This window comes from Burkholderia sp. AU30198, assembly GCF_020419825.1.
Classification (GTDB): domain Bacteria; phylum Pseudomonadota; class Gammaproteobacteria; order Burkholderiales; family Burkholderiaceae; genus Burkholderia.
In genome coordinates, this window is record NZ_JAIZSA010000002.1 from 231,284 (window position 1) to 251,873 (window position 20,590).

The 20,590-nt window shown below is 68.5% G+C and carries 20 protein-coding genes; 8 read left to right on the plus strand and 12 right to left on the minus strand.

The features are described from left to right. Positions 1-30 precede the first annotated feature (30 nt). The 5 genes from LGN19_RS06595 to LGN19_RS06615 form a co-directional block, all read right to left on the minus strand. Positions 31-1,533 carry an aldehyde dehydrogenase family protein gene (locus tag LGN19_RS06595; protein WP_226213651.1) on the minus strand — a complete coding sequence of 501 codons (1,503 nt, stop codon included), beginning with the start codon at positions 1,531-1,533 and terminating at the stop codon, positions 31-33. A gap of 263 nt (positions 1,534-1,796) precedes the next feature. Then, positions 1,797-1,994 carry a hypothetical protein gene (locus LGN19_RS06600; RefSeq protein WP_122947576.1) on the minus strand — a complete coding sequence of 66 codons (198 nt, stop codon included), beginning with the start codon at positions 1,992-1,994 and terminating at the stop codon, positions 1,797-1,799. A gap of 163 nt (positions 1,995-2,157) precedes the next feature. After that, a complete protein-coding gene (locus LGN19_RS06605) occupies positions 2,158-2,835 on the minus strand; it encodes a hypothetical protein (RefSeq protein WP_226213652.1) in 678 nt (225 codons plus the stop codon). Between the two features lie 51 nt (positions 2,836-2,886). Then, the gene (locus tag LGN19_RS06610) at positions 2,887-3,624 is read right to left on the minus strand and encodes a helix-turn-helix transcriptional regulator (protein ID WP_174960612.1); all 738 of its coding nucleotides are present in this window, start codon (positions 3,622-3,624) and stop codon (positions 2,887-2,889) included. 161 nt (positions 3,625-3,785) lie between these two features. Further along, positions 3,786-4,667 (minus strand): neutral zinc metallopeptidase, encoded by an 882-nt coding sequence (locus LGN19_RS06615; protein ID WP_175220256.1) that lies wholly within the window; start codon positions 4,665-4,667, stop codon positions 3,786-3,788. 399 nt (positions 4,668-5,066) lie between these two features. Here LGN19_RS06615 and LGN19_RS06620 point away from each other — a divergent pair, with 399 nt between their 5' ends. The 5 genes from LGN19_RS06620 to LGN19_RS06640 all read left to right on the plus strand — a co-directional run bounded on the left by LGN19_RS06620 (position 5,067) and on the right by LGN19_RS06640 (position 10,049). After that, the gene (locus tag LGN19_RS06620) at positions 5,067-5,858 is read left to right on the plus strand and encodes an SDR family NAD(P)-dependent oxidoreductase (protein ID WP_226213653.1); all 792 of its coding nucleotides are present in this window, start codon (positions 5,067-5,069) and stop codon (positions 5,856-5,858) included. A gap of 202 nt (positions 5,859-6,060) precedes the next feature. Continuing rightward, a complete protein-coding gene (locus LGN19_RS06625; RefSeq protein WP_226213654.1) occupies positions 6,061-7,107 on the plus strand; it encodes a LysR family transcriptional regulator in 1,047 nt (348 codons plus the stop codon). 101 nt (positions 7,108-7,208) lie between these two features. Continuing rightward, positions 7,209-7,898, plus strand: a complete 690-nt coding sequence (locus LGN19_RS06630) for a DUF4286 family protein (RefSeq protein WP_226213655.1) — start codon at positions 7,209-7,211, stop codon at positions 7,896-7,898. 80 nt (positions 7,899-7,978) lie between these two features. Further along, complete coding sequence (locus LGN19_RS06635) at positions 7,979-9,298, plus strand: MFS transporter (RefSeq protein ID WP_226213656.1); 1,320 nt, start codon at positions 7,979-7,981, stop codon at positions 9,296-9,298. A 49-nt stretch (positions 9,299-9,347) separates the two neighbouring features. Further along, positions 9,348-10,049, plus strand: coding sequence for a DUF2848 domain-containing protein (locus LGN19_RS06640; RefSeq protein WP_226213657.1), 702 nt, complete (start codon positions 9,348-9,350; stop codon positions 10,047-10,049). Positions 10,050-10,463: 414 nt separating this feature from the next. Here the strand turns inward: LGN19_RS06640 and LGN19_RS06645 are convergent, their stop codons facing one another. Then, on the minus strand, positions 10,464-11,855 hold the full coding sequence (locus LGN19_RS06645; RefSeq protein ID WP_175220246.1) for an RtcB family protein: 1,392 nt from the start codon (positions 11,853-11,855) through the stop codon (positions 10,464-10,466). 131 nt (positions 11,856-11,986) lie between these two features. After that, a complete protein-coding gene (locus tag LGN19_RS06650) occupies positions 11,987-12,970 on the minus strand; it encodes an NAD-dependent epimerase/dehydratase family protein (protein ID WP_226213659.1) in 984 nt (327 codons plus the stop codon). Between the two features lie 101 nt (positions 12,971-13,071). On the opposite strand from LGN19_RS06650, the gene LGN19_RS06655 reads away from it, so the two are divergent. Next, a complete protein-coding gene (locus LGN19_RS06655) occupies positions 13,072-13,974 on the plus strand; it encodes a LysR family transcriptional regulator (RefSeq protein ID WP_226213660.1) in 903 nt (300 codons plus the stop codon). A 51-nt stretch (positions 13,975-14,025) separates the two neighbouring features. On the opposite strand, the gene LGN19_RS06660 is transcribed toward LGN19_RS06655, so the two are convergent. Both LGN19_RS06660 and LGN19_RS06665 read right to left on the minus strand, forming a co-directional pair. Further along, positions 14,026-14,346, minus strand: coding sequence for a hypothetical protein (locus LGN19_RS06660; protein ID WP_174960631.1), 321 nt, complete (start codon positions 14,344-14,346; stop codon positions 14,026-14,028). 59 nt (positions 14,347-14,405) lie between these two features. Continuing rightward, a complete protein-coding gene (locus LGN19_RS06665) occupies positions 14,406-15,278 on the minus strand; it encodes a LysR family transcriptional regulator (RefSeq protein ID WP_122949569.1) in 873 nt (290 codons plus the stop codon). Positions 15,279-15,448: 170 nt separating this feature from the next. Between LGN19_RS06665 and LGN19_RS06670 the strand changes: the two genes are divergently transcribed. Next, positions 15,449-16,900: an MFS transporter gene (locus LGN19_RS06670; protein ID WP_226213661.1), complete on the plus strand. Its 1,452-nt coding sequence runs from the start codon at positions 15,449-15,451 to the stop codon at positions 16,898-16,900. A 73-nt stretch (positions 16,901-16,973) separates the two neighbouring features. On the opposite strand, the gene LGN19_RS06675 is transcribed toward LGN19_RS06670, so the two are convergent. Beyond that, on the minus strand, positions 16,974-17,171 hold the full coding sequence (locus tag LGN19_RS06675) for an oxidoreductase-like domain-containing protein (protein ID WP_122947589.1): 198 nt from the start codon (positions 17,169-17,171) through the stop codon (positions 16,974-16,976). A 73-nt stretch (positions 17,172-17,244) separates the two neighbouring features. Further along, complete coding sequence (locus tag LGN19_RS06680; RefSeq protein ID WP_122947590.1) at positions 17,245-18,255, minus strand: choloylglycine hydrolase family protein; 1,011 nt, start codon at positions 18,253-18,255, stop codon at positions 17,245-17,247. Positions 18,256-18,588: 333 nt separating this feature from the next. Here LGN19_RS06680 and LGN19_RS06685 point away from each other — a divergent pair, with 333 nt between their 5' ends. Next, positions 18,589-19,011 (plus strand): RidA family protein, encoded by a 423-nt coding sequence (locus LGN19_RS06685; protein WP_122947591.1) that lies wholly within the window; start codon positions 18,589-18,591, stop codon positions 19,009-19,011. 89 nt (positions 19,012-19,100) lie between these two features. Here the strand turns inward: LGN19_RS06685 and creD are convergent, their stop codons facing one another. After that, positions 19,101-20,492: a cell envelope integrity protein CreD gene (gene creD, locus LGN19_RS06690; RefSeq protein WP_122947592.1), complete on the minus strand. Its 1,392-nt coding sequence runs from the start codon at positions 20,490-20,492 to the stop codon at positions 19,101-19,103. Positions 20,493-20,590: the final 98 nt, after the last annotated feature.

The following is a 20,590-nucleotide window of genomic DNA, read 5'->3' on the forward strand; positions in this document are numbered from 1 at the left end:
AGGCTCCGGATTCGGGGTTCATGCCGCGCGTCAGTGCGCGATGCAGACGGATTTGGTTTCGGTGAAGCCTTCGATCGCGTACTGGCCGAATTCGCGGCCGATGCCCGATTGCTTGTAGCCGCCGAACGGCATCGACGGGTCGAGCGGGATATGGCAGTTCACCCACACGGTGCCGGCCTCGATCTGCGGCACGAGATTCATCACGCGCTTCAGGTCGTTGCTCCAGAGGCTCGCGGCAAGGCCGTACGGCGACGCGTTCGCGAGGCGCACCGCATCGGCCGCGTCGTCGAACGGCACGACGACGATCACCGGGCCGAACACTTCGTCGCGCACGATCGCGCTGTCCGGATGCGGATCGGCGATCACGGCCGGCTTCACGTAGTAGCCGGGCAGGTCGTCGGCCGGCGTGCCGCCCGCGAGGAACGTGAGGCCCGCGCGGCGCGCGCCTTCGATGTGCTGGACGACCTTGTCGCGATGGTGCGCGGACACCAGCGGGTTGATCTGCGCGGTCGTGTCGAGGCCGGCGCCGAGCTTCATCGACTGCGCGATGCCCGCGAGGCCGTCGGCGAGCTGCGCGAACTTGCTGCGATGCACATAGATGCGCGACGCGGCCGCGCACACCTGCCCCTGGTTGAAGAACGCGCCGGCGGCGACGCCGTCGAGCGCCTGCGCGACGTCGATGTCGTCGAGCATCACGATCGGGTTCTTGCCGCCGAGCTCGAGCGAGAAGCGCGTCATGTTCTGCACGGCCGCCGCGCCGACCAGCTTGCCGGTCGCGGTCGAGCCCGTGAACGAGATCTTCGCGATCGACGGATGGCTCGAAAGCGCGGCGCCGCACACGCGGCCGCCGGTGACGACGTTGAACACGCCGGGCGGCACGCCGGCTTCGAGCGCGAGCTCGGCCAGGCGCAGCGCGGTGAGCGGCGTTTCCGGCGACGGCTTCAGCACGATCGTGCAGCCGGCCGCGAGCGCGGGGATCAGCTTCCACACCGCGATCATCAGCGGGAAATTCCACGGCACGATCGCGGCGACCACGCCGACCGGCTCCTTGCGCGTATAGGCCGTATAGCGCGCGCCGGGCGGGAACGGGATCGACACGTCGAGCGTCTGGCCGGTGATCTTGGTCGCCCAGCCGGCCATGTAGCGCACGTATTCGACGCTCGCGCCGACCTCGATCGCGCGCGACACGTGGATCGACTTGCCCTGGTTCAGCGTTTCGAGCTGCGCGAGCGTTTCGGCGTCGGCTTCGATCAGGTCGGCGAGTTTCAGCAGGATGCGTTCGCGGTCGGCCGGGCGCAGGCCGCGCCACACGCGGGTGTCGAATGCGCGCTTCGCGCTGGCGACCGCGCGGTCGACGTCGCGTTCGTCGGCGTCCGCGACCGTCGCGAGCCGCTCGCCCGTCGCGGGGTCGTACACGTCGAGCCGAGCGGCCGCGTGGGCGGGCTGCATTTCACCGTCGATGAAGAGGCCGAAATCGCGCGCAACGAAGGTGCGCACGGTGTCGCTGACGGCGACGAAATTCGTGGTGCTCATGGGCGTCTCGAGGATTGTCGTGGCTGGACCGCGTGCGCATGGGCACGCGGGCGTCGTTCCACTGTATCGACGAGGGTTCGCGCCCGGTGAGCGCAAATTGGCAGCGCGTGGGCGCTGAGGGGGGCGGGTTCGAACCCCGCGGTGATGGGTCGAGTGCCGAGACCGGACGCCGGCTCGGTATCGCGCGAGCAGACCGGCCGGCGTGCTCGACCGGAGCAGGCATGCCCGCTCCGCTACCGGGCTGATGCCCGGTCATTGCAATGCTAGTTTCTGAAGCCGTGCCCCATCGACGCAAGGAAGTCGTACGCCTGGTAATCCAGCCAGTAGATGCCGAGCGCCAGCGGAATCAGGAAGTACAGCGAATCGTAGATCCCGCTTCTCACGGTCCTGACGATGAAAATCGGCAGTGCAATGCTCAAGGCGGCGACCACAAGCGCAACTGCAATGATCGTGACGTCCATGTTCCCGGCCCCAGGTTGTTATCGAAACGACGATCGCGCATGGTACTGCACGACGGCGGGAACCCGCGAGCAGAACGCTTGCAGCGGCAGCGAGCCGACCGGTTCGGTTCGGTTCGACCGATCAGGCTTGCGAAATGGGTGGGTGGCGCGGGCGTCTTGCCGGTCAGCCGCTGACGTCCAGGCAACTTGCGGGGCCGACCTGTTCGTTTTCCTTGGCATTGCCCGACCGGAACAGGCAGAAATTACTGCCGATTTCACTGCCGAATTCGATCAGGAAGTCCAATTGGCCGTCGCGATCGAGATCGCCCGCCCAGATCAGGGTCACGCGAAACGGCGGCGTGCTGCCGCCGAAATCATAAAGGACCGACCGCTTGCCATCACCGTCGGCAATCACCCCACCGGATGCGGTGTAGCGCAACGCGTACCGGCGGCCGTGAAACGCGAAGCGCAGCGGTTCGGGGCCGGGTTCGATCACCCTTCCACCGTTCGGGAACGCCAGGTTCGCCGCGTCGACCCGGCCCTGCCTGAGCGATTTGCAACGCAACAGCGCAACGGCATTTTTTACGTCGGACGTGACGTCGACGACTTCGCCGTCCGGTTGCACCGGCTCGAGCCGGATGCGTGCCGGCGCGAGCTTCCAGCGATGGCCGTCCGGCGCCAGTGCGAGCCATCCGTCGCCGAGATCGGCATCGGCCACGCCAACATCATCGGCCAGCATCCGGGTCGGAGGCAGTACGACGCACGAATCGGGTTCGCTCTCTTGCGCAAACGCTGTCGAGGCAGTGGAGACACCCAGCAACACGAGCAGCACGGCCAGCAGCGCCTTGGCTTTGATATTCATGAATCGGCGATCGCGAAAGGTTCGAATTCCGGATCGCAATTATCCGATGAATTACAGGAACAACGCCCCCACCAGTTCGGTGCGGTTCGACACGCCGAGCTTGCGGTACATGCGCATCAGGTGCGTCTTGACGGTCGGCTGGCCGAGCGCGAGATCGCGCGCGATCTCCTTGTTCGAGCGGCCGTCGCGCACGAGGCGTGCGATCTGCTCCTCGCGGTAGGTCAGCCGCTCCTCGCAGGCGATCCGGTGGATTCCGCGCCGCGCGCGCAGCAGCGGGCTCAGCGCGGCTTCGGCCACCGGCTGCAGCCGCGCGAGCGCATCGATCTCGCCGGGTGCGAACCGCCCGGCCGTGCTGTTGCCGGCCACGCCGCCCGTTTCACCGTTCCCGAAGCGCAGCAGCGAGAACGCGCCGACCGTCCGGCCCGCATCGCGCAGCCAGATCTCGACGACGTCGGCCACGTCGTGCCGTCGCAGGAAACGGGTCCAGTACGCGGACGCGTCGCGCCTTTCGTCAGGCAATTGGGAGGCGAGCGTGACGACCGCGCGTTCGCCCGCCGCGCAGCGCGACGGATGCAGCGGATCGAGCATCCGGTAGCGCGCGACATAGGTGCGATGCATCGATTCCGGCATCCCGAACAGCTCGAAATCCGCCGGCTCGCCGCTCTGGTCGAGCCGGTAGAACACGATCGCGGACGGGCTCGCGAACGCATCGAACGCGTCCACGCACGCGCGCAGCGCGCGTGACCAGTCGGCGGCGGCCGGGTCGGCGGGAACGGATGGGGTCGGCATGGTGGAATCGGCGGGCGGGGAACGTATCGAAGATCGAAGTTCGGGCCAGCCTACCGGCGCCGAAAAGCGCCAGTGAGCACAAATCGGCAAATCGTCCCGGCCCGGCCGGCATCGCGGGTTCGGCCGGGACGATACTGGCGCGCGACGGGCGCGCCCTCGCGTCAGCGCGCGTTCGCGGCGAACGTGTCGCAGGCGCTCAGCTGGCCCGATTCCATCCCGCGCCGCAGCCAGTACACGCGCTGGTCGCTGGTGCCGTGCGTGAAGCTTTCCGGGACGACATAGCCCTGCCCTTGCTGCTGCAGCCGGTCGTCGCCGATCGCGGCGGCGGCCTTCAGCCCCTGCTCGAAATCGCCCGGTTCCATCAGCCGCTGGTTCGCGCGCTGCGCGTTGTTCGCCCATACGCCGGCAAAGCAGTCGGCCTGCAACTCCATCCGCACCGACAGCGCGTTCGAATGCGCCTGGCTCGCCCGCCGGCGCGCGGCGTCGACCTTGTCGGAAATGCCGAGCAGGTTCTGCACGTGATGGCCGACTTCGTGCGCGATCACGTAAGCCTGCGCGAAGTCGCCGCCCGCGCCGAAACGCGTGCGCAGTTCGTCGTAGAAACCGAGATCGATGTACACCTTGCGGTCGCCCGGGCAATAGAACGGCCCCATCGCGGTCTGCCCCGTGCCGCATGCGGTCGGCGTCGAGTTCTTGAACATCACGAGCGTCGGCGGCTGGTATTGCGCATGCAACTGGGTATTGAACACGCCCGTCCACGTGCGCTCGATATTGCCGAGCACCTTGCGCGTAAATACCGCGCCCGCCTCGTTCGCCGCCGCGCCCTGCCGCTGCGCGGGCGCGGGCTGCGCCTGCTGCTGGCGGCCCTGCAGCGCCGATGCGCCTTCGAGTATCACGCGCGGGTCGATCCCGAAGAAATACGACGCGGCGAACGCAACCACGATCGTGCCGATGCCGATCGTCGCACCGCGCCCGCCGCCGAACCCGCCGGCGCCGCGGCGATCCTCGACGTTCGTGCTTTCCCTTTCGTCGTCCAGCCTCATCGCCGGCCCTCCCTGTTCTTGTCGATGATCCGGCGCGCGAGCGCGCAACCGGGAGATAAGTTGTCGTGGCGCGATCCTCGGCCGCTGCAACGCCCGCGCGCCGGGTGCGCGCCCTGCCGGGATCGCCGGCCTGCCGCTCCGCTCGCACGACGGAATCGGCCGGCCGATGCGCCGCGCGTCGATGCGCGGCCCGCCCGCGCTATTCTGCCGGGCTTTCGTGACTTATCGCAAAAATGTGGAGGATAGAGTGATTCGGCACCGGACATCGTCAGCCTTTGCAAAATGGCCCGCGACCGATTCGGCCGGCCGGGTGCCGCCCGCATTCATCCTTTCGGCTGATACCGGCGCTCGTCGGCGCCACCTACAGTGACCGGAAACGACACCTTTCCGGAGCACGACATGACACACCAGCCACCCCGCACGATCGCGATCACCGGCGCGGGCACCGGTATCGGCGCCGCGTGCGCGCGCCGCTTCGTCAGTCGCGGCGATCGCGTCGTGCTGATCGGGCGGCGTCAGGCGCCGCTCGACGCGCTGGCCGCCGAAACGGGCGGCCTCGCGCTGGCCGGCGATGCCGCGAGCGCCGCCGACTGGGCCCGCTTCCTGCCGCAGATCGCCGAACGCTTCGGCCGCGTCGATGCGCTCGTCGCATGCGCGGGCGGCCACGGGCTCGGTCGCGCGGACGAAACCGACGACACGCAGTGGCGCGACGCGATGCACGCGAACCTCGACACCGCGTTCGTCAGCGCGCGCGCATGCCTGCCGGACCTGATCGCGCAGCGCGGCAGCATCGTGCTGGTCGCGTCGATCGCCGCGCTCGCGGCCGGGCCCGGCGTGTGCGGCTATACGGTCGGCAAGCACGCGCTGCTCGGGCTCGCGCGGTCGCTCGCACGCGACTACGGGCCGCACGGCGTGCGGGCGAACGCGGTGTGCCCCGGCTGGGTCCGCACGCCGATGGCCGATGCTGAGATGGCACCGCTGATGTCGGCGCACGGCGACACGCTCGACGGCGCGTATGCGCGCGTCAGCGCCGACGTGCCGCTGCGGCGCGCGGCCGACCCGGACGAGATTGCGGCCGTGTGCGCGTTCCTCGCGTCGCCGGACGCATCGTTCGTGACCGGCGCAACGCTCGTCGCGGACGGCGGCGCGATGGTCGTCGACGTGCCGACGCTTGCATTCGACAAGCTTTGATGCACGCGGGTACGCCGCTCGCGTGACGCCCGCGTCGCGGGCGGCGGTTCGCGCACGTCCTCCTGCCCTCCACCGCCCGCCCGCGCGCACGCCGCGGCCGCCGCCCGCACCGCACCGCCCGCCCGTTTCCCGCCCCGGAAAATCCGCTACCATCGACCGATCCCGCCGCCCCGCCCGGCATCGCCTCACCGTTCGGACCTCGATGAACATCCGGTTTCTTGAAACCTTCGTCTGGCTCGCGAAGCTGGAAAACTTCCGGCTCACGGCCGAAAAACTGCACACGACGCAGGCCGCCGTGTCGAGCCGCATCGCATCGCTCGAGGAAGCGTTCGACGTGCGCCTGTTCGACCGCAACACGCGCTCGGCCACGCTCACGCCAGCGGGACGACGCATGCTCGCGTACGCGGAGCGGATCGTGCGGCTCGACGGCGAAATGCGTCGCGACATCGATGCGGCGAGCGACGCGGGCCTGATCCGGATCGGCGTGATCGAATCGATCGTGCACAGCTGGTTCCCCGCGCTGATGGCGCAACTGCGCGAGCGCTATCCGCGCCTCGACGTCGAGATCACGAGCGACACGACGCTGCACCTGATCCGTCTGCTCAGCACCGACGGCGTCGACCTGATCCTGCAGACCGACCCGGTGCCCGGCCCCGATTTCACGAACCTGCCGCTGTGCGAATTCCCGGTGCGCTGGGCGGCCAGCCCGCGCTTCGGCCTCGGCGGCCAGCCGCTCGACGTCGCGCGCCTGGCCGAATTCCCGATCATCAGCTTCTCGCGCCACTCGGGGCCGCACGCGACGATCGAGCGGCTGTTCGCGGCCGTCGAGCGGCCGGCGAGCATCAACTGCATCACGTCGGTCGCCGCGATGATCCGCCTCGTCGCCGACGGCTTCGGCGTGGCCGCATTGCCGCCCGCGATCATCGGGCGCGAGCTGCACGAAGGCGCGCTCGAACTGCTCGACGTCGAACCCGAATTCCCCGCGCTGCCGCTCGTCGCGACGTACCGCAGCCAGGGCCAGCCGGTGGCGGCGCGCATCGCGGAACTGGCCAGCGAAGTCGCGCGCGCGATGTCGGCCGCCGCGAGCCACGCGAAGGCGGCGGCACCCGCCACGCCCGATAGCGTGGACAAAACACCCGCCCGTCCCGCGAAGAAAACAAAAGCCACGGCGCCGGCGAAAGCAAAGCGCACGACGCCATCCGCCCCGCCCGCCACGCCCTCCGCAAAACGCCGCCCGCGCCGCTCATAAGAAAACCTGTTCACCGCGAATTTGTTTTCTTGTTGGACGGGCGTGGCCCGTCTTCGGGACACTGCGGTTCCTGACATACCCCCGTCACGAGGAACCCCGCGATGACCCGCCTTTCCCTTCCGCACGGCCAACTTTGCGTCTGGACGGATATCGACCCCGCGCACGAAGCCGATTTCAACGCGTGGTACGACCGCGAGCACATGCAGGAACGCGTCGCAATTCCCGGCTTCACGCATGCGCGGCGCTTTCGTGCGACCGATCGCGGCCCGCGCAAGTATCTCGCGCTGTACGTGACGGACGCGCTCGACGTGTTCCGCGGTGACGCTTACCGGCGCGCGTTCACGCAGCAGACCGCCTGGTCGCTCGCGAACTTCGAGCGCATGAGGGGTACGCAGCGGCGCGTCGGAGAACTGACGATCGAGGCGGGTGACGGCGAAGGCGCGCATCTCGCGCTGTTCGTGCTGCCGCCAGATCGCATCGACGTGCCGCAGCTGCGCGAGCGCTTCGACGACGTGCTGCACGAACCGGGCATCCACGCCGCGCGGCTCTTTCGCACCGCGCCTGATCTCTCCGCGCCGATCGGCACCGATGCGGCTACCCGCCCGGCCGCCGATGCACTCGTGCTGATCGAAGGCAGCGATGCGGCCACGACGCGGCGCGTGGCCGCCACGCTCGCCGGACATGACGACGTGCGCACCTTCGACCTGCTGTGGCGCGCCGCCGCGCCGTTGCATGAGGTGCGCGGCAACGTCGAAACCGAGCCCGCTGCCGCCGCTGCCCTGCCGGCCTGATCACCCACGCCGGCCGCATCGCAGGCGCGCTGCACACCCGCGCATCGCGCCCGGCGCCTCATCCCGTCCTTCGTCACGACATGCCCGACACCATGAGCACTCTCGCCCAGCCCGCCGCCCACGCGCCCCGCCGCGTCCGCAACAGCCGACTCGCGACCGCGAGCATGATCGGCACGTCGCTCGAGTGGTACGACTTCACGATCTACAACACGCTCGCCGCGCTCGTCTTCAATCATCTGTTCTTTCCGTCGGTCGACCCGCTGGCCGGCACGATCCTCGCGTTCTCGACCTATGCGGTCGGCTACGTATCGCGCCCGCTCGGCGGCTTCGTGTTCGGCAATCTCGGCGACCGCATCGGCCGCCGCGCGGTGCTGATGCTCACGCTCGTGCTGATGGGCGTGACCACCGCGCTGATGGGCGCGCTGCCGACCTACGCGCAGGCCGGCATCCTGAGCCCGATCCTGCTCGTCGCGCTGCGCTTCGTGCAGGGTGTCGCGCTCGGCGGCGAATGGGCCGGCGCGGTGCTGCTGTCGGTCGAGCACGGCGACCAGAAACGGCGCGGGCTGTCCGCTTCGTGGACGCAGATCGGCCCGTCGTTCGGCACGCTGCTCGGCACCGGCTGCATCGCGCTCGTGACGCTGTCGACCACATCGGGCGACTTCCTGTCGTGGGGCTGGCGCGTGCCGTTCGCGGCCAGCGCGCTGCTCGTCGTGTTCGGCTTCTGGCTGCGGCGCGGCGTCGACGAAACGCCGCAGTTCGAGCAACTCGCCGAATCGCACGCGACCGCCGAGGTGCCCGTCGCCGACGTGCTGAAGTACCACTGGAAGCGCCTGCTGATCGCGGGCGGTTCACGGATCGGCTCGGACGTGCTGTATGCGCTGATCGTCGTGTTCACGCTGACCTACGTGACGACGGTGCTGCACCTGTCGCGCCCCGTCGCCCTGACGGCCGTGATGATCGGCACGGCCTGCAACGCGCTCGCGGTGCCGTTCTTCGGTGCGCTGTCGGACCGTTTCGGCCGCCGGCCCGTGTATCTCGCCGGTGCGCTCGCCGGCATCGTGTGGGCGTTCGTGTTCTTCACGCTGCTCGATTCGGCACGCCCGGGCGCGATCGTCGCGGCCGTCGCGATCGGCCTCGTGATCCATGCGGTGATGTACGGCCCGCAGGGTGCGTTCGTGACCGAACAGTTCCCGACCCGCGTGCGCTATGCGGGCTCGTCGCTCGCGTACACGCTTGCCGGCATCGTCGGCGGCGGCTTCGCGCCACTCGTGATCGCCGCGCTGTTCCGGCAGACGGGCACGACGACGGCCGTATCGCTGTATGTCGCCGCCGCACTCGTCGTCACGTCGATCGCGCTGCTCGCCGCGCGCGAAACCGCGCACAAGCCGCTCGCGGACTGACCGTCGCCGCCAGCCGATTCATTCCTTCGCACTTCAAACGGATACCCGCATGCCAACCCTGTCGTTCAACGTGATTTCCCGGCACGGCACGCCGGCCGCCGTCGACGTCGAGATCGAGCGCGTCGTGATCGCCGGCTGGGCCGGCCGCGATCCGGTCGCGATCCAGGCACATATCGACGAACTCGCGGCGCTCGGCGTCGCGCCACCATCGACCACGCCCTGCTTCTATCGCGTGTCGGCCGCACTGCTCACGCAGGCGCCGTCGATCGGCGTGCTCGGCACGCGCTCGGGCGGCGAGATCGAGTGCGTGCTGGTCGACAGCCCGGCCGGCACGCTCGTGACCGTCGGCTCCGATCATACGGATCGCGAGGTCGAAGCCTACGGCGTCGCGGTGTCGAAGCAGGTGTGCGCGAAACCGCTCGGCCGCGACGCGTGGCTTTACGCGGAAGTCGCGGATCACTGGGATGCGATCGAGATGCGTGCATGGCTGATCGCGCGCGATGGCGAGCGGACGGCCTACCAGCACGGCGCGGTGAGCGGCCTGCTCACGCCCGACGTGCTGTGGCAGCGCTTCGACGACCGCCGCAAGATGCCCGCGCGCGGCGCGATGTATGGCGGCACGGTCGCCGTGCATGGCCCGATCGCGGCGATGGGCGACGGCGATGCGTTCGAGATGGAACTGTACGATCCGGTGCTCGGGCGCAGTCTTCGGCACCGCTATGCGGTGGAGGTGTTGCCGGTCGTCGCGTGACGGGCAACGAGCCATCGCGCGGCACACGGGCACGACCGCTGTCTGTCGCCTCGTGTGCCCTCGCTGGTACGGCTAAAAGCAGTGATAGTCCGGGAAGTTGAACTGCGAGTTGCCGCAATACAGCACACCAACCAGGTTGGTGCACCCGCTCAATGCGAACATGATTGCCCCCACAACCGACACTTTCCATCCGAAATGCAACATGGCGCCCCCGTTTTCGCTTTTTCGACGTTGATCGCCATGATGCGCATCGGACGCGCCCGGTTATGTGGAAAATTGTTGTCGCGCAGGTTCCGCGGTTCGTCATGACGCTTTCCCCGTACCCGGGCGCGGCCCGCGGCACGGGTAAGCGGACGACGGGCCCCCGGTCCTGGCGCAAGCCATGACGGCGGCCAGGACGCGCGCCGCCGTCCGTCACGCCTTGAACGTGACCCACGGCTTCAACCGGACCGCGCTGCGAATGAGGCCGGCCTGCTCCTGCGCGTCGATCACGGGCCCGATCGGCTTGTAGGCTTCCGGCGCTTCCTCGATGCGACGCTCGTCGCGCAGCGTGACGCAGCGCCATGTGCCCGGCGCCTGCTCCGTGCGCATCCGTCGCACCGCCTGCCGGCGGACGCTGCGGCCGGCACCGTGGCTGCATGACCATAGCCAGTCGGGATGGCCGAGCCCGGTCGCGAGAAACGACGCATCGCCCATCGATCCGGGAATCAGCGCGAGATCGCCGTCGCGGGCGGGCGTCGCCCCCTTGCGATGGATGTTCATCCCGTTTTCACGCAGCACGACGTTGTGCGGCACGTCGACCACGAGTGCCGAGCCGGTCTCGCCGGTGAGTTCCGCCAGCTCCTTGCGCACCATCTCGGCCAGCACGACACGGTTGAGCCACGCATAGCGCGCGGCCGTGCCCATCGCGACGAGGTATTCGCGCGCCAGCTCGCCGGACAGGCCGTACAGGCCGCTTTCCGGATGCCTGACGCCCGCCGGCCACGCCGCGCGCGCCCGGTCCATCCAGCGGCGCCCGACGTAGAAACCGACATCGCGCGACCCGCTGTGGATCATCACGACGACATCGTCCTTCGCGAGCCCTGCACGGTAGGCCGCGTGCCGGTCGAACACGGCGTCGACCACCTGCAGTTCGACGAAATGATTGCCCGCCCCGGGGGTGCCGAGGCAAGGATCGCGGAATACTTCGCGCGACCCGACGTGTGCGTCCGGCGCATATTTCGCGCTGCCGTCGAACCGGTCGAGGCCGATGCACGCCGACAGCTCGTCGATGAGCCGGTCGCGGTCGACGTGCTGCCAGAGCCCCTGCGGCGCGACGCGATCGACGAATGCCGCCGGGCCCGCATCGAACAGCGCGCGGAATGCGTCACTGGCGACCGGCACGTCGCGGCGATCCGCGAGAATCGCGCGTGTCAGCCGCTCGACGAGGGCCGTCTCGAACGGCGCGAGCGCCGACCGCTTGAGGCCCGTGGTGACGAGACGCATCCCGCAGTTGATATCGGTGCCGATCGCGGCGGGAATCACGAACGCGTCGTCGGTCGCGACGATCGAGCCGACCGGCGCGACCCCGCCCGGATGAAAATCGGGCGTCGCGCAGGCCTTGCACACACCATGATGGCCATCCGGCGAACGGACGGCCGCGAACGCGAGCAACTGCTGAACGGCCTTCTCCTCGAGCGGGAGCGCATCGGGCAACAGGACGGACGCCTGCGTCAGTTCATTGCGCAGGTGATAGATGCCGGCGTGATAGTCGACATGGATGCCTTGCCGTTGCAAGGCCTTTTTTAAGCGAGGAAGAGTAGACATCGCTGCTGGAAATGAAAAAGGTACGACGCGACCTCCGGCATTCCGGCGGTCGTGGGTACCTTCCTGCAGCAGCGTCGAGGAAGGGAGCGCGGATCATAGCAGAACGCGCTTGCGTTCGCGACCGCCGTTGCTCACTTGAGACACCCGAGCCCCGCCAGCGTCGCCTCCACCGCCGTGTCGAGCGGCGTCACCGGCTCGCGGCCGAGCACCGCGGTCACCCGTGTGTTGTCGAGCCGGATCGATTCGCGCCACAGGTAGCGCATCTCGAGCAATTCGCGCAGCGTCGTGACGAACGGCGCCGCGGCCCACACGAACCACCACGGGAACTTACGCACCGTCGGCCGCAGCCCGTGCCGCTGCGCGACGCGGCGCACGGCCTCTGCCATCTGCGTGCCGTCCGCGTCCCAATGGCCACCGAGGTGAAAACGCGCGAACGGCTCCAGCGAGTCGCGCCGCTCGATCAGCTCGACCATCGTGCGCGCGGCATCCGGCACATACGACCATTGATGCCCGATGCCGTCCCGCCCCGGCACGCTGATGGCCGCGACCGGCTTTCCGGCCTTGACGAACCCGGCCGCAAACCAGCTGTTGCCGGTGAGCTTCGGCCCGAAGAAATCGCCGGCGCGCACGATGATCGTGCGAACGCCCAGTGCGGCCGCATCCTGCAGCCGGCGCTCCAGCTCGACGCGGATCGCGCCCTTGCGCGTCGACGGATGCTGTGGCGCATCTTCGTGCAGCACCGGAAACGCATCGGCACCGTAGTTGTAGACGGTGCCCGGCAGCACGACGGTGGCCTGCTCCGCCTTCGCCGCCGCGATCGTGTTGTCGATCATCGGCAGCACCTGCCCGGCCCAGTTCCGGTAGCCGGGCGGATTCACCGCATGCACGATCACGCTGCAGCCGCGCGCGGCCCGGACGACCGCGTCGCGGTCCATCGCGTCGCCGCGCATCCACGCGATGCCGTCACGCTCGACGACCTCGGCGTCGAGCCCGCGCTTGAGCGCGCGCACCTGCCAGCCCGCATCGCGCAACTGCCGCGCGACTTCCCCGCCAATCCCGCCGCTCGCGCCGAGCACGAGTGCCTGTCGTTGGGTGCCGCCTGCGTGGGTCGTCATTGCCGCTCTCCTTGAATGAACTTCCGTGATGACACGCATTCTGGCGCGCCTTCAGTTATCAAGGAATTGCCGAACCTGATCGATCGGCTATACATTTATGCATGACCACCGATCTGAACTGGGAACGCTACCGCACCTTCCTCGCCGTGCTGACGGAGGGTTCGCTGTCCGGCGCGGCGCGCGCGCTCGGCATCACGCAACCAACGGCCGGCCGCCACGTCGCGGCACTCGAGGCCGGGTTCGGCCAGACGCTGTTCACGCGCTCGCCGTCCGGCCTGCTGCCGACCGAGGCGGCGCTCGCGCTGCGCGGCCATGCGGAGGCGCTGCGCAGCGCGGCGGCCGCGTTCGAGCGCGCGGCCGCGAGCCACGGCGCCGGCGTGCGCGGCATCGTGCGGATCTCCGCCAGCGACGTGATCGCCGTCGAAGTGCTGCCGCCGATGCTCGCGCAATTGCGGCGCAACCATCCGGGGCTCGTCATCGAACTGGTGCCGACCGACCGCATCCAGGACGTGCTCAAGCGCGAGGCCGACATCGCGGTCCGGATGGCGCCACCCGCGCAGGAGGCGCTCATTGCACGGCGCATCGGCGAAATCGAAGTCGGGATGTTTGCGCGCGACGACTACCTGGCGCGCAACGGCGCGCCCGCGACGACCGACGAACTCGCGCATCACGCGCTGATCGGCTTCGATACGGTCACACCGTTCATCCGCTCGGTGGGCCGCAGCATGCCGCTGTGGAAGCGCGAGGCGTTCTCGCTGCGCACCGACAGCAGCCTCGCGCAGCTCGCGATGATCCGCGCCGGCTACGGGATCGGCTTCTGCCAGACCGGGCTCGCGAAACGCGACACGCGGCTCGTGCGCGTGCTGCCCGACGGGCCCGCGATGCAGCTGGAAACCTGGGTCGTGATGCACGAGGACCTGCGGACGAACCCGCGCTGCCGCGCGGTGTTCGATGCGCTGGCTGACGGGCTGCGTGCGTACGTGAACGGCGAAGCCATCGAATAGACGGTTCGCGGCAGCGCACACGCGCGAAGTGAACGAAGCGCCCGAGCGGCGCTATTCGTAGATCTTCCCGGCGAACAGGATGTCCGCCATGCGCCGCCACGGATTGTCGGGCACGTCGTAGAAGCGCAGCCCTTCCTCCGACGCCTCGGCCCAGTCGACCATCGCGTCGAGGTACTCGCCGATCGAGTGGTTTTCCCAGCCGAGCGCGGCGCGCGCGTACGGCGACGGCGGCACGTCGGCCTCGAGCTGCCGCTCCTTGTTCCAGTCGTGCCCGAGCACGCGCAGGAAATGGATCAACGAGCGCTCGTCGATCACGCGCTCCAGCGCATCCTGCAGCTTCGCGGCCATCTGGCGTTGCAGTTCGTCGTTCATTTTCTTGTTCCTTCGCGCGCCTCTCAGATACGCGCCGCCGCTGGTCGTGCGGCCCGGTTTTACATCAGCAATTGCCGCGACAGCACCTCGCGCGCCTGCGTGACGGTTTCGCGTTCGCCGGGCATCGGCGGCGTCAGCGAAAACACTGCGTCGGGCAGCGGCGGCAGCCGGTATTTCGTGCCGAGCCGCATCATGCCGTCGCCGATCGCCGACGCGCACAGGCAGCCCACCCCGAGCCCCGCCGCCAGCATCGACTGCAGCCCCGCGACCCCCGACGCGCTGTGCACGAGCCGGTACGGCGTGTGCTGCTCGTCGAGCGAACGCACCGCGACCTGATGCATCATGCAGTCGTCCGGCAGCAGCACGAGCGGCAGCGGCTCGGGCAACTGCTCGGCGAGCGCCGGCGATGCCACCCACGACAGCGGCTCGCGCCGCAGCACCCAGCGCGTATCGGCCGACGCCGGCCGGAACGGCCCGCTCGACAGGTTCATCACCACGCCGAGATCGACCTGCCCGCGCGCGTGCGCGGCCTCGATATCGGCGCTCTTCATCGCGCTGACGTGCAGGCTCAGTTGCGGGTAGCACTCCCGCAGCCGCGCGAGCAGGCCCGCGACTTCGTTGGTCCGGTAGTAATCAGTGATCGCGACGCGCAGCTCGCCCTTGATCGCCTGCCCGCGCACTTCGTCGAACGCGGCCTCGTTCAGCGCGACGATGCGCCGCGCGTGCTGCAGCAGCCGCGAGCCGGCCGGGGTCGGCTCGACCCCGCGCTTGCTGCGCACGAACAGCGGCACGCCGGCGCGCGATTCGAGCTTGCGCACCTGCTCGCTGACCGTCGACTGCGACAGGTGCAGCAGCGGCGCGGCGGCCGTCAGGCTGCCGGCGTCCGCGACCGCCGCGAAAGTACGCAACTGATCCAGGTCGAAACCGCGCATCGCCATTCTCCATCCATCGATTAACCCGATGGATGCTACCACCAATTCCCGCTTTTCCGATTCATTTCCACAGCCCAGAATGGGGGTCAATCGCCCGCCCATGGCCGATCCGGCGCTCCCGGCGTCGCGTCCGGCGTGAATGTGGCACTCATTCTTTCGGACTTGCTTCCATGACGAACGACACCCTTGCCCCCTGCGTGCCGGCCGCCGCGGCGACGCCGCGCAGCCACCACGGCTGGGCGCTGGTGGTCCTGCTGGTTGGCGCGATTCTGCCGCCGCTCGACTACTTCATTGTGAATCTCGCGCTACCGGCCATTCGCGACGGCATCGGCGCGCGCCCGGCCGAGCTGCAACTGGTCGTGTCGGCGTACGCGTGCGCGAACGCGGTCGTGCAGATCACCGGCGGCCGGCTCGGCGACCTGTACGGCCGCAAGCGGATGTTCATGATCGGGATGGCCGGCTTCGTCGTCGCGTCGACGCTGTGCGGGCTCGCCGGCAGCGGTGCGGTGCTGGTCGGCGGCCGCGTGCTGCAGGGCCTGTTCGCCGCGATTCTCGCGCCGCAGGTGCTCGCGACGATCCGCAGCGTGTTCAGCCCGCAGGAGCAGGTGCGCGTGATGGGCTTCTACGGTTTCGTGTTCGGCCTCGCGGCCGTGATCGGCCAGCTCGGCGGCGGTGCGTTGATCAGCCTGCATCCGTTCGGGCTCGGCTGGCGCGCGATCTTCCTCGTCAACCTGCCGATCGGCATCCTCGCGCTGATCGGCAGCTGGCGCTTCATCCCGGAAAGCCGGCCGCCGAAAGGCCTGCGCATCGACGTGCCGGGCATGGCGCTGCTGTCGCTGTTCCTGCTGATGCTCGTCTACCCGCTCACGCACGGGCGCGAGGCCGGCTGGCCGCTGTGGATGGTCGCGTGTCTCGTCGGCGCGCTACCGATGCTCGGCGCGCTGCTGGCGGTCGAAGCGCGCCGCCTGACGCGCGGACACGATCCGCTGCTCGACGTGCGCCTGTTCCGTAACCCTGTCGTCGCACTCGGGCTCGTGCTGGCGTTCCTGTTCTACACGCTGAGCGCATTCTTCCTGAGCTACGGGATCTACCTGCAGGGCTGCCTGAACTGGTCGCCGCTCGCATCGGGGCTCGCGATCCTGCCGCTCGGGCTCGGCTTCCTGTCGAGCCCGCTGCTGATGCCGCGACTCGTCGGCCGGTTCGGTGGCCACCGCGTGCTCACGCTCGGCTTCGCGATGCTCGCGGCCGGCGTCGCGACGGCCGCTGCGCTGGCCGGCGCAGCCGCGCCGGGCCCCGGCTTCTACGCAGGGATCGCGGCGATCGGGATCGGCCAGGGTCTCGTGCTGCCGTCGGTCGTGCGGATCGTGCTCGCGGAAGTCGACATGGCACGCGCAGGTGTCGCATCCGGCATGGTCACCGCGATGCTGCAGATCGGTGCGGCCGTCGGCGCGGCCACGCTCGGCGGCATGTTCTTCGCCCGGCTCGGCGCGCATCCGGCCGCGCTCGATTATGTGCAGGGTTTCAGGACGTCGATGTTCGCGCTGACGGCCGTATTGCTCGCGTGCATCGCGCTGTCGGCGATGCTTGGGCCGCTGCACCGGCGGCTGCATGCAGGCACGTAAGCGCGGCGGGAATCGCCGCGACGGCAGGGTCTGACGCGGAAACGGTGCAGAGGTAGCCTCGCCGGCATCCGGCTCACGCGTGATGCTGGCGTTGCGCCTGACGGGCTTCCCATTCGGCCAGCTCGACGCGATAGCGCGCGAGTGCTTCGTCGTAGAGATCGAAGACGCACGGCGAGCAGCCGCTGTTGCAGCAGTCTTCCAGTTCCGGTTGGATGGGCGGGGTCGGACGGGGATCGTCGACGGACGGATCCCCGGAAGGTTGGTTCGGCACGGCGTGGTCCGGTGAAGTAAGACGATCAGTATAGGTCGATCCGGGCCACCGCCGCTTCCAGCAGGCCGAACGGCTAGACGGGTGTCAGTTCGATGTGCTTCGGCGAAGCGACCGTCGACACCTTCGACGTCGCCAGGTCGATCACACGCATCACCGTATCGTCATACGTCCGGAAGTAATACTTGCGCGCCTCCAGGTCGGCGATCGTGGCCCACTGCGTGTATTCGTAGACCGGCGTGTCGTGATCGACTTCCTCCTTGATCCACCCTTTCGGAATGTCGAACGTATTGATGATGTGCTCGGCCAGCCGGATCGCGTCGGCGCCGCTATGCGGATTTTCCGCGTACGCCGCATACCCGACCGCGCGCACGAAACGCGACGCTGGCGTGATGTCGCCGGGCAGGCCCAGCATCCCGTAGCCCTGGCCATACGCCTTGAGCGTCACGTGTTTCGCGTCGCGCGACAGCGACAGTGTCCTGCTCGCCGGCGTGACGCGCGACAGGTTCAGGTAGTTGTGCAGGTTGGTGCGATGCCAGTCGAACGGCGGCGAGTTGGTCATCACGCCGAGCGGATTGTCGTGGACGCGCAGTTCGCCGCCGACCGGCTCGACGACAAGCGATGCGCCGCTCGCGTCATGCAGCGTGTAATGCACGGGGGGCGCGCCGTCGAATGCGGGGTGCGGGATGTCGGCGACGACGATGTCGCCGAGCGCCTGCTTGACGCCGCTCACGCTGTCGTAGCTGGTCAGCGCCCACGTGAGGAAATCCCACGGCGCCAACGCGCGAGCGGTGTTCTCCGGCGTCAGCGCCGGATACTCGGCGAACTCCGGAAAGTAGAGCGTCCCGCCGGCCAGCCCCGCCTCGTTGATGCCGTCCACCAGGATCGGCATCTTCAGCCCGTTCATGCCGATCGCCTTGTACTTCGTCGTCCAGCTCTTGCCCTGCTTGCCGAGCGGCGGCGACGCGTACAGCGTCTTGCCGGCCTCGATGACGATCGGGATCGAACCCAGATCCTGCGCGAACTCCATGGTTCTGCCATAGACGACGTGCTCATCCACCGTGCGGATCACAAAACTCGTACACATGTTGTTTTCCTTGTTTTGACGAGAAGCGACAGCGGGCGCGTGATCGGCCCGCCCCTCGGAACATGCGCCCCCCCGGCCGCGGAATGCGCGTATGAATCATATCGGTACATACGTGCTCCAGGCGCGAATCCCCGCAGAATTACCGCCACGTCAACAGTCGAATCGATTCACGCCGCGAATGAAAAAATGTGGCCGTCCTGGAGCCGCCCGATCAGGACAGGCGGCTCGTACCAGCCGCGGGCAGCGCAAAGGCGAACTCATCCATAATGGCGCGACGATCGACGACATCGATCCGCTGTGCCCGACCCGTTCACGCCACACAGGAGCTGCGTCATGGCTGAAGCAGTGAATCCGCCGGAAGTCTGGGCGCCGTTCGGCGCGTTCTCGATGGCCGTGATCCAGGGCGACGGCCGGATCGTGCATCTGAAGGGGCAAGTCGCGCTCGACCGCGACGGCCAGGTGGTCGGCCACGGCGACATGCGCACGCAGGTGCGGCAGACGCTCGACAACATCCGCGCGGTGCTCGCCACGATGGGCGGACAGATGCAGGACGTGATCTCGCTCGTGCACTACGCGACCGATATCGATGCCTTCATGCAGGCTGGCGACCTCCGCAAGACGTACTTCACCGAGCCCTATCCGGTGACGACGACCGTCCAGGTCGAGCGTCTCTACCATCCCGACCTGCTGATCGAGATCACCGCCGTGGCCGAGATTCCGCTCGCGCGGTTTCGCCGGCCTGCATCGCGTGCGTGAATCGGCGGTGCAGCGCGACGCGACGCCGCGCCGTATGACGCACCAGCCGGGACATTCCCGACCGGCACGCCTGGTCGCCACCCATGCGCTTACTTCGCCTGCGCGCCCGGCTTCGCGGCGCCCGCGCCCGCCTTGTCGGCCAGCGGCTGCCACGCGGCACCGAGCGAATACCAGTCGACGCGGCGCGTGAGCGTCATGATGCCGGCGAGGATCGCGAACAGCAGCAGCGAACCGAGCATCAGCGCATTGTCTTCCGACAGCAGCAGCCCGTAGAGCGCCGCGTACAGCACCGTGAGCAGCGCGGCAAACACCGCGCCACGCTTCACGCTTTGCAGCACGAACGACAGGTAGAAGCCGAGCAGCCCGATGCATGCGCCGCTCGCCGCCAGATACGCATACGCGAATGCAATGTGCTCGGACAGGCTCAGCAGCAGCAGGAAGAACAGCGCGAGCGACAGGCCGACCAGCGCGTACTGGATCGGGTGAATCCGCAGCCGCTTCACCAGCTCGTACATGAAGAAGCTCGCGAACGTGAGCATCACGAACAGCGCGCCGTACTTCGTCGCGCGTTCGGCCTGCAGATAGACGTTCACGGGTTCGATCACCGACACCGACGCCATTTCGATCGCGCCTTCCCCGTTGCCCGACGCAATCTGCTCGCGCGCCTTCGTGTTGAACGACGTCACGCGCCAGTTTCCGGTGAAGCCATGTGCATCGACCGTGCGGGTGTTCGGCAGGAACGCGCCGTCGAAACTCGGATGCGGCCACGTCGACTTCAGCGAGAAATCGTTCTGGTCGCCCACCGGCGCGAACGCGACGGAATCCGCGCCGCGCAGCGGCAGGTCGATGCTGAACGGCACGGCCGCCCCCGCGCTCGCGTCCGCCAGCGCCGCGAGATCGACGTTCGCGTGCACGCCCTGGCGCAGGCTGTCCAGCCGCGTGCCCTGCTCGACGTCGAAGCGCGCGCCGCCGATGCGCAGATCCGGTTGCGCGGTGAGCCCGCGAATGTCGCCAATGCCGATCGCGACATACGCGTCGTCGACCTTGAAGCTCACGTGGCCGTCCGCCTGCGGCAGCTTCTTCAGGTCCGGCAACGGCAGCGTGCCGGTCAGCCGGCTTGCCAGCTCGTACACCAGCGCCTTGTGGATGCCGCGATAGCGGACGCTGGTCGTCAGCGTGCCGTCGACGTTCAGCGTCTTCGGGAACACGAGCAGGCGCTTCGTCTCGCTTCTGAGGCTCGTCTTCGTTGCGCCGCCGGCCGGACTGTCGTCGCGCACGCGCGTGACCTCCGTGTAATGCACGACGAGCACCGGGCCCGCCACCGTCTGCGGCCCCGCATAGCTCGACCAGATGCTCTGCAGCGCATCCATCCGATACGCGGAGCGTTCCTGCACGATGCTTTGCACCATGTGCAGCGGGATCAGGATCAGCAGCGCGAGAAACGCGGTGATCGCGAATTTGAACAACAGGACTCGATTCATGGCCGACGGGTACCGGAGTAAAAGGGTACGGTCAGCATGAGCAGCCCCGGTGAAGGGCGATTGAAGCCGGTGTGAAGCGAATGTGTGGCGAACGTGAA